General features: G+C 32.9%; 16 protein-coding genes and 1 tRNA gene. 9 read left to right on the forward strand and 8 right to left on the reverse strand.

The features are described from left to right. The first annotated feature begins 93 nt into the window (after window positions 1-93). From HYN86_RS02180 to HYN86_RS02195, 4 genes are all read left to right on the forward strand, one after another. Window positions 94-618, forward strand: coding sequence for a methyltransferase (locus HYN86_RS02180; protein WP_113676573.1), 525 nt, complete (start codon window positions 94-96; stop codon window positions 616-618). Between the two features lie 125 nt (window positions 619-743). Beyond that, complete coding sequence (locus HYN86_RS02185) at window positions 744-1592, forward strand: glycosyltransferase (protein WP_113679829.1); 849 nt, start codon at window positions 744-746, stop codon at window positions 1590-1592. A gap of 81 nt (window positions 1593-1673) precedes the next feature. Further along, complete coding sequence (locus HYN86_RS02190) at window positions 1674-2420, forward strand: MlaE family ABC transporter permease (protein ID WP_053470782.1); 747 nt, start codon at window positions 1674-1676, stop codon at window positions 2418-2420. Continuing rightward, a complete protein-coding gene (locus tag HYN86_RS02195) occupies window positions 2420-3181 on the forward strand; it encodes an ABC transporter ATP-binding protein (protein ID WP_113676574.1) in 762 nt (253 codons plus the stop codon). The genes HYN86_RS02190 and HYN86_RS02195 overlap by 1 nt, the downstream gene beginning before the upstream one ends. A 77-nt stretch (window positions 3182-3258) precedes the next feature. Here HYN86_RS02195 and HYN86_RS02200 read toward each other — a convergent pair whose 3' ends face one another. The 5 genes from HYN86_RS02200 to HYN86_RS02220 form a co-directional block, all read right to left on the reverse strand. After that, window positions 3259-3855 carry a SprT-like domain-containing protein gene (locus tag HYN86_RS02200; protein WP_113676575.1) on the reverse strand — a complete coding sequence of 199 codons (597 nt, stop codon included), beginning with the start codon at window positions 3853-3855 and terminating at the stop codon, window positions 3259-3261. A gap of 44 nt (window positions 3856-3899) precedes the next feature. Then, window positions 3900-5177, reverse strand: a complete 1278-nt coding sequence (locus tag HYN86_RS02205; protein WP_113676576.1) for a hypothetical protein — start codon at window positions 5175-5177, stop codon at window positions 3900-3902. A gap of 40 nt (window positions 5178-5217) precedes the next feature. Beyond that, the gene (locus HYN86_RS02210; protein ID WP_113676577.1) at window positions 5218-5895 is read right to left on the reverse strand and encodes an SDR family NAD(P)-dependent oxidoreductase; all 678 of its coding nucleotides are present in this window, start codon (window positions 5893-5895) and stop codon (window positions 5218-5220) included. A gap of 35 nt (window positions 5896-5930) precedes the next feature. Further along, the gene (locus HYN86_RS02215) at window positions 5931-6908 is read right to left on the reverse strand and encodes a M28 family peptidase (protein ID WP_113676578.1); all 978 of its coding nucleotides are present in this window, start codon (window positions 6906-6908) and stop codon (window positions 5931-5933) included. A gap of 141 nt (window positions 6909-7049) precedes the next feature. Continuing rightward, window positions 7050-8192, reverse strand: coding sequence for an acyl-CoA dehydrogenase (locus HYN86_RS02220; protein WP_113676579.1), 1143 nt, complete (start codon window positions 8190-8192; stop codon window positions 7050-7052). Between the two features lie 480 nt (window positions 8193-8672). Here HYN86_RS02220 and HYN86_RS02225 point away from each other — a divergent pair, with 480 nt between their 5' ends. From HYN86_RS02225 to HYN86_RS02235, 3 genes are all read left to right on the forward strand, one after another. Next, complete coding sequence (locus HYN86_RS02225; protein ID WP_113676580.1) at window positions 8673-9248, forward strand: chalcone isomerase family protein; 576 nt, start codon at window positions 8673-8675, stop codon at window positions 9246-9248. Window positions 9249-9389: 141 nt separating this feature from the next. After that, a complete protein-coding gene (locus tag HYN86_RS02230) occupies window positions 9390-10616 on the forward strand; it encodes a Glu/Leu/Phe/Val dehydrogenase dimerization domain-containing protein (protein ID WP_113676581.1) in 1227 nt (408 codons plus the stop codon). Between the two features lie 488 nt (window positions 10617-11104). Next, a complete protein-coding gene (locus HYN86_RS02235) occupies window positions 11105-12043 on the forward strand; it encodes an energy transducer TonB (protein ID WP_113676582.1) in 939 nt (312 codons plus the stop codon). A gap of 219 nt (window positions 12044-12262) precedes the next feature. On the opposite strand, the gene HYN86_RS02240 is transcribed toward HYN86_RS02235, so the two are convergent. Beyond that, a complete protein-coding gene (locus HYN86_RS02240; protein WP_008464192.1) occupies window positions 12263-12658 on the reverse strand; it encodes an ExbD/TolR family protein in 396 nt (131 codons plus the stop codon). A gap of 3 nt (window positions 12659-12661) precedes the next feature. Next, window positions 12662-13354 (reverse strand): MotA/TolQ/ExbB proton channel family protein, encoded by a 693-nt coding sequence (locus HYN86_RS02245; RefSeq protein WP_113676583.1) that lies wholly within the window; start codon window positions 13352-13354, stop codon window positions 12662-12664. 131 nt (window positions 13355-13485) lie between these two features. Here HYN86_RS02245 and HYN86_RS02250 point away from each other — a divergent pair, with 131 nt between their 5' ends. Further along, window positions 13486-14712 (forward strand): bifunctional folylpolyglutamate synthase/dihydrofolate synthase, encoded by a 1227-nt coding sequence (locus HYN86_RS02250; RefSeq protein ID WP_113676584.1) that lies wholly within the window; start codon window positions 13486-13488, stop codon window positions 14710-14712. 178 nt (window positions 14713-14890) lie between these two features. Continuing rightward, window positions 14891-14968 (forward strand) — tRNA-Val (locus HYN86_RS02255). Between the two features lie 274 nt (window positions 14969-15242). On the opposite strand, the gene HYN86_RS02260 is transcribed toward HYN86_RS02255, so the two are convergent. After that, on the reverse strand, window positions 15243-15950 hold the full coding sequence (locus HYN86_RS02260) for a DUF6090 family protein (RefSeq protein WP_113676585.1): 708 nt from the start codon (window positions 15948-15950) through the stop codon (window positions 15243-15245). Between the last annotated feature and the right edge of the window lie 262 nt (window positions 15951-16212).

Genomic DNA, 16212 nt, shown 5'->3' on the forward strand with positions numbered 1-16212 from the left:
TAAAAAGTCCGCATTTTAAAATGCGGACTTTTTAGTATATTTGCGACCTAATTAAAATCAAGAACGAGAGATTGTTTCGTTCCTCGCATTACTATGTACGAAAAAACGTTTCCGAATAAAAGATTCAAACTTACTTTAGAATTTTTACAAAAGCACGTTAGCACATCAGAAACCATTTTTGATTTTGGAGTACCAAATCCATTTTCTAAAATAATGGAAGAAAATGGCTATACGGTAAAAAATACCAAAGGAGAAGATTTAGATAACGATCAAACCGCTTTGCAAACAGAAGAATATACTGTTTTTACAGCATTTGAAATTTTCGAACATTTGCTAAATCCTTATACAATTTTACAAAACGTAAAATGTGATAAACTTTTAATTTCAATTCCGTTACGTTTATGGTTTTCGCCTGCTTACCGTTCTAAAACAGATATGTGGGACAGACATTATCACGAGTTTGAAGATTGGCAGTTGGACTGGCTTTTAGAAAAAACGGGATGGAAAATCACAGATCGTCTGCAATTTACACATCCTGTAAAAAAGTTCGGATTCAGACCTTTACTAAGATATTTCACTCCAAGATATTACATTGTTGTTGCTGAAAAAATAAAATAAAATTCCAAGTTTAAATTCCAAATTCCAATTTTACCGACATGGTTAAATTGGAATTTGGAATTTTAGAAAGCTGGGATTTATTCTCATCAATTGGAATTTGGAATTTAAAAAAATTGGAATTTAAAATGAAGTATTACATCGTCATTCCCGCGCATAATGAGCAAGATTTAATTGGCTTGACTTTACAATCTTTGGTTTCACAAACTGTTTTACCATCAAAAGTAGTCGTGGTAAATGACAATTCTACAGACAAAACAGAAGAAGTTGTTTTGAGTTTTGCAAAGGAGAATCCGTATATTTCTGTTGTAAATAAAACTTCAGATGCGATTCATCTTCCGGGAAGCAAAGTAATTCAGGCTTTTCAAAAAGGTTTTGAAACTTTGGATTCGGATTATGATATTATTGTAAAAATTGACGGTGATTTAATTTTTCCTACCAATTATTTCGAGACCATAATCAAACATTTTGAGTCTGATCCTAAAATTGGAATGGTCGGCGGATTTTGTTATATTGATAAAAACGGCGAATGGGTTTTAGAAAACCTTACCGATAAAGATCACATTCGCGGCGCTTTGAAAGCCTACAGAAAAGAAACCTTTCAGCAAATTGGTGGTTTAAAACCTGCAATGGGCTGGGATACTGTAGATGAATTATTGTGTAAATTTTATAACTGGAAAATTGTTACAGACCAGTCTTTACACGTAAAGCATTTGAAACCAACTGGTGCAAATTACAATAAAACAGCTCGTTATAAACAAGGCGAAGCTTTTTATACTTTAGGTTATGGTTTTTGGATTACCGCAGTTGCATCGGCAAAACTGGCGATGATGAAGAAAAAGCCATTCCTGTTTTTAGATTATATTAAAGGATTTTTAAAAGCAAAAAAAGCAAAAACTCCTTTACTCGTTAACCCTGAACAAGCTAAATTTATAAGAAATTATCGTTTGCAAAAAATGAAAGAAAAGTTAATTTGATCTTTAAAACGACCGAAAAACTTGAACTCATGACCCAAAACTCATAACTTCTTTTTACCTTAGCCAATATTTGTAAAACTTATGATGCTAATTCGTTATTTATCCCAAATAGGAAGATATTTTTTAATGCTTAAAGAAATTTTCAATAAACAGACCAAATGGCCTGTCATGAAAAATTTGATTTTCAAAGAAATCGATGATTTAATAATCGATTCTCTTGGTATCGTTTGCTTTATTTCTTTCTTTATTGGTGGAGTTGTAGCTATTCAAACTGCTCTTAATTTAACTAATCCCTTAATTCCAAAATATTTAATTGGTTTTGCTACACGTCAATCTGTAATTTTGGAGTTTGCTCCTACTTTTATTTCGGTTATTATGGCTGGAAAAATGGGATCTTATATTACTTCAAGTATCGGAACAATGCGTGTTACAGAGCAAATTGATGCTTTAGAGGTTATGGGTGTTAATTCATTAAACTATCTTGTTTTCCCTAAAATTGTAGCTTTACTAATGTACCCTTTTGTAATCGGGATTAGTATGTTCTTGGGTATTTTTGGAGGATGGCTTGCATGTGCTTACGGAGGATTCTCAACTAGTCAGGACTTTATTCAAGGTGCTCAAATGGAATTTATTCCTTTTCACATTACCTATGCTTTTATTAAAACTTTAATTTTCGCAATGTTATTGGCTACTATTCCATCTTTTCACGGATATTACATGAAAGGCGGTGCATTAGAAGTGGGTAAAGCAAGTACAGTATCGTTTGTATGGACATCAGTTTGTATCATTCTTTTTAATTATATATTAACTCAATTATTGTTAGGATAATGATAGAAGTAAAAAACATAGAAAAATCATTTGGGGACAGTAAGGTTTTAAAAGGTGTTTCAACCGTTTTTGAAACTGGAAAAACCAACTTGATTATTGGACAAAGTGGATCTGGAAAAACAGTTTTACTAAAAACTTTATTAGGAATTCATACGCCGGATTCAGGTACAATTGAATTTGACGGCAGAGTTTATTCTGACTTAGATCCAGATGAGAAAAGAGCACTAAGAACAGAAATTGGAATGGTTTTTCAAGGAAGTGCGTTGTTCGACTCGATGACTGTTGAAGAAAATGTTGCTTTCCCTTTAAAAATGTTCACCAATGATAATAGGGCAAAAATCAAAGAAAGAGTTGATTTTGTTTTAGAAAGAGTAAACTTGGTTGAAGCACATAAAAAACTGCCCTCAGAGATTTCGGGAGGTATGCAGAAACGTGTTGCAATTGCGCGTGCAATTGTAAACAATCCAAAATATTTGTTTTGTGATGAACCAAACTCAGGTCTGGATCCTAATACGTCAACTTTGATTGATAACCTTATTAAGGAAATTACAGAAGAATACAATATCACAACCGTAATTAATACGCACGATATGAACTCTGTAATGGAAATTGGCGAGAACATTGTTTTCTTAAAAAAAGGTGTGAAAGCGTGGCAGGGAACCAAAGAAGAGATATTTGTAACTGATAATAAAGATATTGTCAAATTTGTTTACTCTTCAAACCTGTTTAAAAAAGTAAGAGAAGCTTATTTGAAGGGCTAAAAAAATAAAATTCCAAAAAATTTAAATCCCAAATTCCATGCTGTTCAAATTGGAATTTGGGATTTTTTTATTATAATTTAACTCATCAACTCCACTTCCGCATTCGGATTAAAAAGATAGGTTTTTCCAGAACTTATTTCGATGCATTCGAAACGTTTTGTTCTCACAGCTAACTTCTTGAATACTTTACCATTTTTGATTCTGAAAACACTTCCAAAAGGGATTTCAAAAACATAATTCTTATCGTTGTCTGCATCAAATTGCTTTAATGCCAAAGACAATGTGGTATCCGTATCGCTGCTTGCAGAAGGGTTTTTAAAATGCCTTGCCAGCAGAGGTAAAATCTGACTTGGAAATATTTCAGGCCTTATAAACGGAACCATTAATCGTTGAAAAGTATATTTCCATTCGTTTCCGTGAGGTTTTATATTTCGCCCAAATTTTTCAAAAGCAACCAAGTGTGCAATCTCATGAATAAGCGTAATCATAAACCTGTATTTATTTAAGCTTGCATTAACTGTAATTTCATGTTTACCGCTTGGTCCTCTTCTATAATCACCATGACGCGTCTGACGTTCGTTTACGATTTTCAAATGTACCTGATTGGCCACTATCAAATCAAAAACAGGTTTTACCGCATGTTCGGGAATATATTTTGCTAAGGTTTCGTTCAAGATAATGTAGTTTGATTAACTCAAAAATACTTCGAAATATATTTTTATAAAGTTAAATATTTAAAATATTGACTGTTGACGTCTTTTTTTATCTCACCAGCTGTATCAAAAAAAACATTTCGTTTAGCTTCTCTGGCTTTTACTCCCTCTTCAATACTTCGCACCTTACCCTCTTGATATTTTAAAGCATATGCTTTCTGAATATATTCTAAACTGCTTTTCGAATTATTCAAAACTTCAAAACCAGAAGCCATATTGATATAACAAGCCCACAAAGCAGCTTTTTGTCCTTTATCATTTTGATCCAGCTGTTTGGTGTACTGATCCATTTTTAGGATAAAATCTGTAAAAACCTTTTTCTTATTTAGAAAATTTACATAATCCTTCAAACGTGTTTCATCCTGAAAACGTTTTGATTCGTCTTTTATTACCAAATTGTTTTTTTCGATAAATTCTCCATTAGAACCAATAAGTGCGTCATCTAAAGTTGGTTCTGCTTTTCCTTTAGACCATTTTTCAAGGACATCAACATCTTGATTTAGTTTGACAAAAATGGGGTTTTTATCTTCTTTAGAAATTTTTGAAAAATAATAACTGTCTTGATAATACGCAATATCTAACCAAGAAACCAATCTTACTCTTGTGTTTTGTTGAATATTTTTAACCAACTGATTATAAAGCAAGTCCCTATCAATATTTGCAGTTAAGTAATTAACCATTTCACCTCTGGTTTTACCCGCAACTTTAAAACCTTCAAAACTACCCGAAACATTTGTCAGCTCTTTAACGTTAAATGATTTCTCCATCACAACTTCCTTAGTAAGACTGTTTATTATTTTGAAGACTTGATCATATCTATAATAGATCTCATATGAAAATGGAAGTTCATTAGTCGTAGTTTCCTTAATCGTCGCTGTATAAGCAATATTTTGTACGGAAACATCTACTATAAAATGATCTTTAGATTCCCCATCTCTTTGTGTATAACCCAATTCTATTATGGTTGGAATATGATAACCTTTCATATCAGGTTCTGTATCTGTGCCTATTATGGATCTTAGTAAATCTTTTTCTTTAAAAAATTCATTATAAGATAATGGCGGACGAGTTCCTTTTTTTTCTCCATCAATAAATACAGTTATTAAATCTGGAGAAAGATGTAATTTAACTCCATAACTGTAATATCCAGCTGGAAGATAGTTTTCTGGAAAAACATAACTGTAAAAACTTAAAACTTCAGATTTGTATGACTGTGCAGCCATTTTTATGTTGAAAGAAACAAAGAATAAAGAAACTAAAAGAATAGTAATTTTTCTTTTCATAGAGTAGATATTTGATTTGGGTTAAAAACAGTAATCTTAATTAAGGATTCGTAGATGAAACTTCAAGTACTTTTCCGTTAAAATATTTATTTCCATTCAATGTAAAATCATAAATATAAGTCGCCATTCCTTCAGCAGAAATTGGAGCCTGATAACCTGCAAAAGCTTCGTTTAACATCTCAGTTTGAACTGAACCTAAAGCCAGCACATTAAACGAAATACCTTGGTCTTTATATTCCTCGGCCAATAATTCCGTTAAAGTAATTACAGCTCCTTTACTAGAACTGTAAGCTGCTAATCCTGCAAATTTAAGACTTCCGCGAACGCCTCCAATTGAACTGATAGTAACAACATGACTACCGCTTTGCAAGTAAGGAAGACAGATTCTAGTAAGATTAGCAACGGCGAAAACATTCACTTTATAAATACTTTCAAAATCGGCTTGTGTAGTCTCTGCAAAGGGTTTTAAAAGTAAAGCTCCTGCATTATGAACAACTGCATCTACTTTTTTCCAAGTCGAAGAAAGAAATTGATCTACTTCTTCTAAAGCTTTCTCATCTGCTAAATCAATTGAGAAGCAAGTTACATTTTGGTGTTCCAAAAGTGTTTTTGGTATTTTTCTTGAAATGGCTAAAACCTGATTGCCTGCATTTGCGAACTGCAGCGCAAGTTCATAACCAATTCCTCTACTCGTGCCGGTAACAATAATATTTTTCATGGAGCAAAAATAATCAAATGCTGTAAAACGACCTCTTATTTCTTCATGGTAATTTCCTGCGTTGAAGTAACTGCAATTTTAGTAACTGCCGGTAATAATTCTTGTGTAAATGAAGTGATATGCGGAATATCCATCAATTTAAATTCATCTGAAACGTGGTGATAGAAATCAAAATTTTCAAAATCGAAAGTACTTATAGACTGGCATGGTTTGTCAAAAGCCTGAAAAAAAGAATAGTTGTCAGATCTGTAAAATAATTGATATTCTGCTTCTTTTGGCAAAAATCCGATGGTCTTTTTTCCTGTATATTCATTTATTTTATCTGCCATATTCGATTTATCAAAACCTGTAACATAAGCTAAATAATCTCTTTTCATCGGCACACCAATCATTTCGATATTTAATTGCGTGTAAAGATTAAAATTCTGTTTTTTCAATTTTTCAACTAAACTCTTTGAACCTAACAGACCTTTTTCTTCACCAGCAAAAAACACAATTAAAATGCTTCTTTTATTAGATTTTGTTTCGCTAAAATATTTTCCAATTGCTGCAACAGCAGTCACGCCCGAAGCATCATCATTAGCCCCATTATTTATTTTATCGGCTTGCTCTTTTTTCTCAATACCAATATGATCGTAATGAGCACTTAAAACAACATATTCTTTTTTTAATTCTGGATCTGTTCCTTCAATAACTCCAACGATATTAAAAGCTGGACTTTTAAAATTTGTCAAAGTATCGCGGTAGGTTTTAAAGTATGGTTTGATGTTATTTTTCTTTAAAAAATCTTCTAAGAATACAGCCGCTTTTTCAATTCCTTTCGTTCCAGTTTCGCGGCCTTCCATATCATCTGAAGAAAGATATTTTAAGAAATCCGAAATCTCCGTTTCGCTTACTTTATAATTAATTCCAATTGGTTTCGAATTGGATTGAGAATCTTTTTCACTTGTAGTTGTAGTGCTTGATTTACATGCTAGAAAAATAAAAGGAAGTAAAAAGTATAGTTTTTTCATAATGGCTGGTGTTTGATTTAAAATTGAATGAGAATGAATTCTACTTAAAAGTATAAACTTATGAAAAGTAATAGAATATTCATAAAAAAAACCCTTTCAATCTAAAAAGCTGAAAGGGTTTTGAATATAATTGAGTAAAATCTATCCTGCAATAACTGATCTAGAAATTACAATCTTCTGAATTTCTGAAGTTCCTTCGTAAATCTGAGTGATTTTTGCATCACGCATCATACGCTCCACATGATATTCTTTTACATATCCGTTTCCGCCGTGAATTTGAACTGCTTCTACTGCAGTATCCATTGCTACTTGCGAAGCAAATAATTTTGCCATCGCACCGCTAACGTCATAATTTTTATGCTGGTCTTTGTCCCAAGCCGCTTTCATACATAAATGACGTGCTGCTTCTATATTAACTGCCATATCGGCCAATTTAAAAGCAATTGCCTGGTGGTTGCAGATTTCAGTTCCAAATGCTTTACGCTCTTTAGAATATTTTAATGCTAGCTCATAAGCTCCAGATGCAATTCCTAATGCTTGAGAAGCAATTCCGATACGACCTCCCGCAAGGGTTTTCATTGCAAACTTAAATCCGAAACCATCTTCTCCAATTCTATTTTCTTTTGGAACTTTTACATCAGAGAACATTAGAGAATGTGTATCAGAACCACGGATTCCCATTTTTTGTTCTTTAGGACCAACAGAGAAACCTGGCATATCTTTAGTCATAATTAAGGCATTAATTCCTTTATGCTTTAATTCAGGGTGTGTTTGGGCAATTACTAAATAAACTGAAGCGGTATTTCCGTTTGTAATCCAGTTTTTAGTTCCATTAACCAAATAATGGTCACCCATATCAATGGCTGTAGTTTTTTGAGAAGTTGCGTCACTTCCTGCTTCTGGCTCACTCAGACAGAACGCACCGTGAATTTCTCCAGAAGCCAGACCTGGCAGATATTTTTGTTTTTGTTCTTCTGTTCCATATTCTTGTAATCCCCAGCAAACCAAAGAATTGTTTACAGACATTACAACAGAAGCCGAAGCATCTACTTTAGAAATTTCTTCCATCGCAATGACATAAGAAATTGTGTCTAAACCGCTTCCGCCATATTTAGGATCAACCATCATTCCCATAAACCCTAATTCTCCCATTTTCTTTACTTGCTCTGTTGGGAAAATTTGTTTTTCGTCGCGTTCAATAACTCCCGGCAGTAACTCATTTTGAGCAAAATCTCTTGCTGCCTGCTGAATCATTAAATGTTCTTCGGTAAGATTAAAATCCATAGTAATTTACTTTAAGTGTTTTTTCAACCAAAAATATTTAGTCGATAGTTAGTTTAGTTTTTTGTGTTTTTCGGGACCTTATTTTTTTATTCAAAGGCTTTCAAAGATACTTTTTAAAAGTCAGTTTTACAATGCACGCATATAAAATTAATAGATCAACAAAGATAACGATAACGTTTTCGTAATAATTTATGTTTTCACTTAAACGAACAATAATTTTGCAGCAAAATTTCTAAAATTTAAGATTCAAATTTTAATTTTTTTAGCTGAAAAAAGAGCTATAAATATAGAATTTTAACAAAAAAAGATTAAACAATCCTTAAAACCCGTAAAACTACGTAAAACATATCTTACTAATTTGATTTTTAATGCAATAGAAAAATTAAAGATGTAATACTGCATTAAAAAACATTTTAAAAATGAGCTAAATATTGATAAATTAACATTATTTTTGCCCAAAAAATAAATAATTGACAGAACATGAAAAAGATTTTACTATTACTTACTCTCCTTTTAAGCTTACAATTTTCGACCGTTTCAGCTCAGACACAAATCGACGTTAACGGTGTAACTGTTCCTAGAAAAATAGAATTTCAAGGTAAAACTTTACAGCTTAATGGCGCGGGCGGAAGATCAAAAATGTGGTTAGAAGTTTATGTGCAGGCATTATATTTATCTCAACTAAGTCAAGACTCTCAATTTATTATTGACAGCGATACTGAGATGGCTATTAGAATTGAAATTACTTCATCAATGGTTTCTTCTAATAAATTAACTAAAGCCATGAATGCAGGTTTCGAAAAATCTGCTGGGGAAAATCTTGATCAACTGCGTCCTAGAATTGAAACTTTTAAAAGTTATTTAAGCGATGCAATCACAGAGAAAGATGTATTTGTATTGGCTTACAATCCCTTAGATCAAACAATAAATGTTTTCAAAAATGAAGTTTTAAAAGGTAAAATCCAGGGATTCGATTTCAAAAAAGCTTTGTTTGGGATTTGGCTTTCTAATAAACCAGTAGATGAAACTTTGAAAAAGAATTTATTAGGAATGTAATTTCTTAAAATATCATACAATTACAAAGCCGAAAGCAATTTGTTTTCGGCTTTCTCTTTTGTTTTATATATTTGACTCGAAATACATTATTCGCATTATTCTATTTTATACATTTACGCAAAATAAACATATCACAACAAAATGAAAGATTTATTACAACAATTTGAAAACAAGACTCCTGAAATTGTTTTCAATTGGAAAGATTCAGAAACAGAAGCCGAAGGGTGGACAGTTATTAATTCACTTCGTGGTGGAGCTGCGGGTGGAGGAACCAGAATGAGAAAAGGTCTAGACATGAACGAAGTTTTGTCACTGGCTAAAACTATGGAAGTAAAATTCTCTGTTTCCGGTCCTGCAATTGGCGGGGCTAAATCTGGAATAAATTTTGACCCGAATGATCCTCGCAAAAAAGGTGTTTTACAGCGTTGGTACAAAGCAGTTTCTCCTTTGTTAAAAAGTTACTACGGAACTGGTGGAGATTTAAATGTTGATGAAATTCATGAAGTAATTCCAATGACAGAAGAATGCGGTGTGTGGCATCCGCAGGAAGGTGTTTTCAACGGACATTTTAAACCAACTGAAGCTGATAAAATTAACAGAATTGGTCAATTACGCCAAGGTGTAATTAAAGTAATCGAAAACCCAAAATTCTCTCCAGATGTTACCAGAAAATATACAGTTGCAGATATGATTACTGGTTTTGGCGTTGCAGAAGCAGTTCGTCATTTTTACGCGACTTATGGCGGAGACATAAAGGGTAAAAAAGCAATCGTTCAAGGTTTTGGGAATGTAGGTTCTGCAGCTGCTTTTTATTTAGCTGAAATGGGAGCGAAAGTTATCGGAATTATTGATCGCGACGGTGGATTGATTAAAGAAGAAGGTTTTTCTTTTGAAGAAATCAGAACATTGTTTTTAAATAAAGATGGAAATAAATTAGTTGCTGATAATATGATTTCGTTTGAAGAAATTAATTCAAAAATCTGGACAATTGGTGCTGAAATTTTCACTCCTTGTGCTGCTTCAAGATTAGTGACGCAAACTCAAATTGACAGCTTAATCGCAAACGGATTAGAAGTAATCTCTTGCGGTGCAAATGTTCCTTTTGCTGATAAAGAAATTTTCTTCGGTTCTATTATGGAAGAAGTGGACAGTAAAGTAAGTTTGATTCCTGATTTTATTTCAAACTGCGGAATGGCTAGAGTTTTTGCTTATTTCATGGAGAAAAAAGTTCAAATGACAGACGAGGCAATTTTTAATGACACTTCTGAAATTATAAAAAATGCGATTGTAAAAGCTCACGCTTTGAATTCGTCTAAAACAAATATCAGTGCAACTGCTTTTGAGATTGCATTAAAACAATTAGTGTAATTTTTTTACACTTTATTACAAAAGGATCAAATTTAAATTTGGTCCTTTTTTGTTTCTCGTAGATTTTTTTAACGCAAAGCACGCTAAGATATTTTTATTCAGAGCGCAAGTCATATCTAAATATTAAGTTCGCAAAGCTTTGTGTACATCTAGCTTCGTGAACTTAAATAGGAGATGTGCTCAATTTGAGATAAATTAAACTTTGCGTTATAATTATAAGCATTTTTTTAACGCAAAGCACGCTAAGATATTTTAATTCAGAGCGCCAGAAATATCTAAATATTAAGTTCGCAAAGCTTTGTGTACATCTAGCTTTGAGAACTTAAACTGAGATTTGCTCAATTTGAAATAAATTAAACTTTGCGTTTGTTTGCGTAAACCTTTGCGAACTTTGCGATCAAATTCTCTCGCACATTCTAAACAATTTTTAGTACTTTTAAACGTTTTTAAAATATACATTACGTAAAATTCAGAATACTTAGAATTGCATGAAAGCGAATCCCTATAAAATCAATTCAGACAGAGCAGATGCTAATAGTTCTTTAGATAAGAAGAAGTCGCTAGCGCTTACTACTATGATCTATGCAGCACTAATTTTACTGCTGTTTTTTATACGCTTTTGGCCTCCTTATAACCCAGAAAACAATGCCGCTTTAGTTGACGGCGGCGGAGGTGGCGGCGGTGTTACTGTAAATTTTGGTGATAGTGATCTTGGTTCTGGTGCCAATTATAAAAGTGAGGTTCTGGATGTTAAAAACAATGTAAAACAAGCACCTGCAAAATCAACTCCAGAGGAAGCTATTATTACACAGGAAAACACAACTGCAGATAATGATGTTGTAATTCCGACAAAAGAAAAGCCTAAGAAACCTGTTCCTGTTGAAAAACCTGTACAAAAACCTGTTCCTGAAAAACCAAAAGTTTCTAATTCGACAAACGATGCACTAGCAAGCATCATGAAAGGTTCCAATAAAGGTGGTGACGGAGATGATAAAGCAGCTGGAAATAAAGGAAAAGCAAACGGAAGTTTAAACTCAAATGGCTACTACGGTTCTGGAGGTTTTGGCGGAGGAACCGGAGGCGGTAACGGAACTGGAAATGGTATTGGTACCGGAAGCGGTTACGGAGCTGGAAGTGGCGGAGGATCTGGCGGAGGATCTGGATATTCTCTAAACGGAAGAAAAGCATTATCTAAACCTGCTCCTAAATATACCTGCAACGAAGAAGGAAAAGTAGTTGTAGAAGTTACCGTTGACCAAAATGGAAAAACGATAAGTGCTACGGCCGGAGTAAAAGGAACAACCAATACAGCAAGTTGTTTATTAGAACAAGCTAAGATTGCTGCAATGAACACCAAATGGTCTGCTGATGCGAATGCTGCAGCCAAACAAGTGGGAAAAATTATTTATAATTTTAGTTTGGATTAAAATACGAATTGCACAGATTTACACTAAATCTGCTATTATAAAAAAAGGCTTTCAGATTTTCTGAAAGCCTTTTTTCTTTTTCTCTATTTTGTCATTTCTGTAAAACTGTGACGTATACTATTAATATATTGGCTTCGTAATGACATAAATCACGTTTGCTAGCGTGAGGGATAGAAGGAAGCTACCGCAGTAGCCCGTATAGCCCGACCGTAATTAAATCTACTTCGGACTTGTTGCAATTACGAACTTCAAATTGTTCTTAACTCCTATCTGCAAGACATCTACCAAATCTTGTACTTGCAAATTAAACGGGATTCGAACAACAACGGTTTGTTCTTTATCTGTTCCTATTTTAGACATTAAACTTGTTTCCAGGTTTTCAAAATCAACCTCTTGTTTGTCAATGTAGAACTTTTTATCTTCTGTAACCGACAAACTAATTAATTGTTTATTGGTTTTTTCATTCGCTTTCGCTTTTGGCAATGTCATCTTAATAACATTCGGATTCGCCAGTGTTGAGATAATTAGGAAAAACAACAGCAGGAAAAACATAATGTCACTCAAAGATGAAGTCGCTACTTCGGCGTGAAATCTTCTTTTTCGTTTAATAGACATAACTTATGCTCTTTGAATTATGTTGACAAATTCTAAAATCTGCTTTTGAATTTTTAAAGCAAAATCATCAATTTTTCCGTTTAATAAGTGGTAAGCACTATAAGCGATAATACCCACAATTAATCCAGAACCAGAACTGATCATTTTTTCATATAAACCTCCAGAAATATTTCCGATACTAATATTTTCTGTAACCGAAATGCTGTAGAAAATTTTAATTACCCCAGAAATTGTCCCGATGAAACCAAGAGTTGGCGCAATACCGGCAATAAGCCCAAGATGACCAAGACGTCTTTCCATTTCACCAATTTCGATATCTGCAGCGCGGTCCATGTTCGATTCAATTTCTGCAATTGGTCTTCCAATTACCAAAACTCCTTCTTTTAAAATATTTCCAGCAGCAGTATTATTTCTCTCTACAATTGTTCTAGCCAATTCAATATTTCCAGAATGCAATTTATCTCCAACATCCTGCATTAATCTACCGTCAATTTTTGAAGCTCGGCTGATGTACATATAACGTTCGAAGATTACATAAATAGTGTAAAACAATAAAATCGCAATTGGAATCAAGAAGACTCCTCCTTTCATAATAAAGCCAAACATTGAAATTTCATTTTCTGGAGCTATCTTTTCGATAACTACATTTGAAGCCTGTGCGATCGTATCTGTTTGTAATTGAATAAAACTAAACATATATTAATTCTGGTTTTTAATAATTAATTCTAAAAAATATTTGAAATTTGCAATAAAGATAATTTTCGCTGTAATATTAAACTACAAAAATCGAAATTTATTTCAATCAACAACCATTTTATCCAAAATAAATGAACTATCAAGAGACTACCGAGTGGATGTTTAATCAACTCCCAATGTACCAATTGCAAGGTGCTTCAGCATACAAAGAAGATTTGACTAATATTAAGTTATTAGCAGCTCATCTTGACAATCCTCAAGATCATTTGAAATGCATTCATGTTGCGGGTACAAATGGAAAAGGTTCTACTTCACACATGCTTTCTTCGGTTTTACAAGAGGCTGGGTACAAAGTCGGATTGTATACTTCACCTCATTTAAAAGACTTTAGAGAAAGGATTAAAATAAATGGCAGAGAAATCTCCGAAGATTTTGTCTGTGAATTCATTGCTAAGCATAAATCTTTTTTTGAAGCCAATGATATGAGCTTCTTCGAAATGTCGGTTGGATTGGCTTTTGACTATTTTGCAGCTGAAAAAGTTGATATTGCTATTATTGAAGTCGGCCTTGGCGGAAGATTGGACGCAACAAATATCATTAGACCTTTGGTTTCGGCAATTACCAATATAGGTTTAGACCACACGCAATTTTTAGGAAACACATTGGAAGCGATTGCAGGTGAAAAAGCGGGAATTATTAAACCGAATGTTCCAGTTGTAATTGGAGAATATACAGAAGAAACCAAACCTGTTTTTTTAGCTAAAGCTGAAGAAAATAATGCTCCTATTTATTTTGCTTCTGATTTGATTGATCAAATTTATTTATCTGACTTAGTCGGAGATTATCAATTCCACAATAAGAAAACGGTTCAGCAGACTATTTCAATTCTTAACCAAGAAACTGATTTTAACATTTCTAATGAAGAATTAAAAGAAGGTTTATTAAATGTTGTAAAAAATACTGGTTTACAAGGAAGATGGCAGCAATTGGGAGAAAACCCGAAAATAATATGTGACACTGCACATAACAAACACGGATTAGAAGTTGTAATGAATCAGCTTAAAAATGAAAAATATGAGAAACTGCATATTGTTTTCGGTGTTGTAAATGATAAAGATCTGGAGTCTATTTTGCCACTTTTCCCAAAAGAAGCGCAATATTATTTCTGCCATCCGAATTCGTCACGGGCTTTGCCCGCCGAAATTTTACAAAGCGAAGCTAAAAAACATTATTTAATTGGAGAAAAATACGATTCTGTCGCCATCGCTTTCGCGGAAGCCAAAAAAAATGCTTCGGAAAATGATTTTATTTATGTTGGCGGAAGTACTTTTGTCGTTGCCGAATTGCCTTTGAACTAAAATATACTTTGAATCTAGAAACAACTTCAAAAAAATCATTTTAATAACAAATTCATAAACAGCGAGATATAAATTATTTTAAAAAAAGTTTTATTTTTTCTTGAATTTTCTTTGCAGAACTCGAAAACAAGCGTATATTTGCACTCGCAATCACAAACGATAGCAACCTAGTGAAATAGGGCGATTAGCTCAGCTGGTTCAGAGCACCTCGTTTACACCGAGGGGGTCGGGGGTTCGAACCCCTCATCGCCCACCAAGAAACTCCTTAAGAAATTAAGGAGTTTTTTTATGCTTTTATTTTTCCATATCATTCCCTGGATTCCCATAACTCAATGTAACATCATTTCAACCGAAGAAAGAAATCACACTCATTAATCACAAGCATTGTTCACATCGCTTAAGTCCGAAACTTTGGGATAATGTAATTTCTTTTATCAGTCAAATAACAAACAAAGCTTTACCGAGATTTAATCCTGAACAACCTTATAAGCATAAAAAAACTCCATTATTTCTAATGGAGTAGTTTTTTTTTATTTGCCCAACTCTTTATCAATTTCTTTAATAAGTTCAACTGCGAGTGGCTTTGTATTTTCGTTATAAACCCTAATATTATTCTTCCCTAGTTTGACAAGATATTCTACCGTCTTTTTATATTTCGGGTCTGAATATAATTCTTTTTCTGATTTATCTGCATTCTCTATAGTTTTATCAAAGCATTTAAATAGAAAGTCATTGTATAGTTTATCAACTTCACTAACAGCCGGTACATATATTTGGTAATAGCTTAAGATTTTCTGTTTTAATTTTTCGTCTTCAATGTAGCCAATTTTACCACTTGATTTAAATCCCTCATAATTACCTATATTCAATGTTTGTCCATGTGAATGAATCGGAAAACTAACTTTACTTTTAGAGCTATAAATACTATCCAGCTGAGAAGTCGATAATTCTAAAATTTTTTCGTACGCTACGTTTGTCTTGTGGTATGCTTTTACCTCTGTGTCTATACTTTGAATATCGTTCTGTAGATCATTCTTTAAATTAGCAAGAAACACAGATACCTCTTCTTGTTGGTGTCTATGCTCACTCCAACCATGAAGCCAAATTGAAAGCGTCACTGCAAAAACGATTATGAATATTTCTATTATAATTTCTTTTACTTTCTCTCCCAATGTATGTTCTGAATTTTTCACAGTTTTGTAAATTTTGTTTGAATGTTTGGTTATTTCTTCTTGCATAATTAATGACGTAATTTAATTCTGGTTCTTGTAAGTAGTTTATTTTAGCATGTTATTTAATCCTATAATTTCAAAATTGTGATTGATCTTAGAGCAGTTATTTTTAAAACAGAAATACACTTTAATCTTACTGATATCCATTCAATCCCATTAACGAAAATCACTGAATTTATTAAATAAATACAATTATTTCTTGCTTTATTACTTAACTTTATTTAAAAGCGAATATAAGATTATTTACAAAATCTCTTACTAATTTCTT

This window comes from Flavobacterium fluviale (genome assembly GCF_003312915.1).
Classification (GTDB): domain Bacteria; phylum Bacteroidota; class Bacteroidia; order Flavobacteriales; family Flavobacteriaceae; genus Flavobacterium; species Flavobacterium fluviale.

What these genes read in the sequence shown, in the direction of transcription:
- HYN86_RS02180 (WP_113676573.1), top strand. Translation starts at nt 94, where the DNA reads ATGTACGAAAAAACGTTTCCGAATAAAAGATTCAAACTTACTTTAGAA.
- HYN86_RS02185 (WP_113679829.1), top strand. Translation starts at nt 744, where the DNA reads ATGAAGTATTACATCGTCATTCCCGCGCATAATGAGCAAGATTTAATT.
- HYN86_RS02190 (WP_053470782.1), top strand. Translation starts at nt 1,674, where the DNA reads ATGATGCTAATTCGTTATTTATCCCAAATAGGAAGATATTTTTTAATG.
- HYN86_RS02195 (WP_113676574.1), top strand. Translation starts at nt 2,420, where the DNA reads ATGATAGAAGTAAAAAACATAGAAAAATCATTTGGGGACAGTAAGGTT.
- HYN86_RS02205 (WP_113676576.1), bottom strand. Translation starts at nt 5,177, where the DNA reads ATGAAAAGAAAAATTACTATTCTTTTAGTTTCTTTATTCTTTGTTTCT.
- HYN86_RS02210 (WP_113676577.1), bottom strand. Translation starts at nt 5,895, where the DNA reads ATGAAAAATATTATTGTTACCGGCACGAGTAGAGGAATTGGTTATGAA.
- HYN86_RS02215 (WP_113676578.1), bottom strand. Translation starts at nt 6,908, where the DNA reads ATGAAAAAACTATACTTTTTACTTCCTTTTATTTTTCTAGCATGTAAA.
- HYN86_RS02220 (WP_113676579.1), bottom strand. Translation starts at nt 8,192, where the DNA reads ATGGATTTTAATCTTACCGAAGAACATTTAATGATTCAGCAGGCAGCA.
- HYN86_RS02225 (WP_113676580.1), top strand. Translation starts at nt 8,673, where the DNA reads ATGAAAAAGATTTTACTATTACTTACTCTCCTTTTAAGCTTACAATTT.
- HYN86_RS02230 (WP_113676581.1), top strand. Translation starts at nt 9,390, where the DNA reads ATGAAAGATTTATTACAACAATTTGAAAACAAGACTCCTGAAATTGTT.
- HYN86_RS02235 (WP_113676582.1), top strand. Translation starts at nt 11,105, where the DNA reads ATGAAAGCGAATCCCTATAAAATCAATTCAGACAGAGCAGATGCTAAT.
- HYN86_RS02240 (WP_008464192.1), bottom strand. Translation starts at nt 12,658, where the DNA reads ATGTCTATTAAACGAAAAAGAAGATTTCACGCCGAAGTAGCGACTTCA.
- HYN86_RS02245 (WP_113676583.1), bottom strand. Translation starts at nt 13,354, where the DNA reads ATGTTTAGTTTTATTCAATTACAAACAGATACGATCGCACAGGCTTCA.
- HYN86_RS02250 (WP_113676584.1), top strand. Translation starts at nt 13,486, where the DNA reads ATGAACTATCAAGAGACTACCGAGTGGATGTTTAATCAACTCCCAATG.
- HYN86_RS02260 (WP_113676585.1), bottom strand. Translation starts at nt 15,950, where the DNA reads ATGCAAGAAGAAATAACCAAACATTCAAACAAAATTTACAAAACTGTG.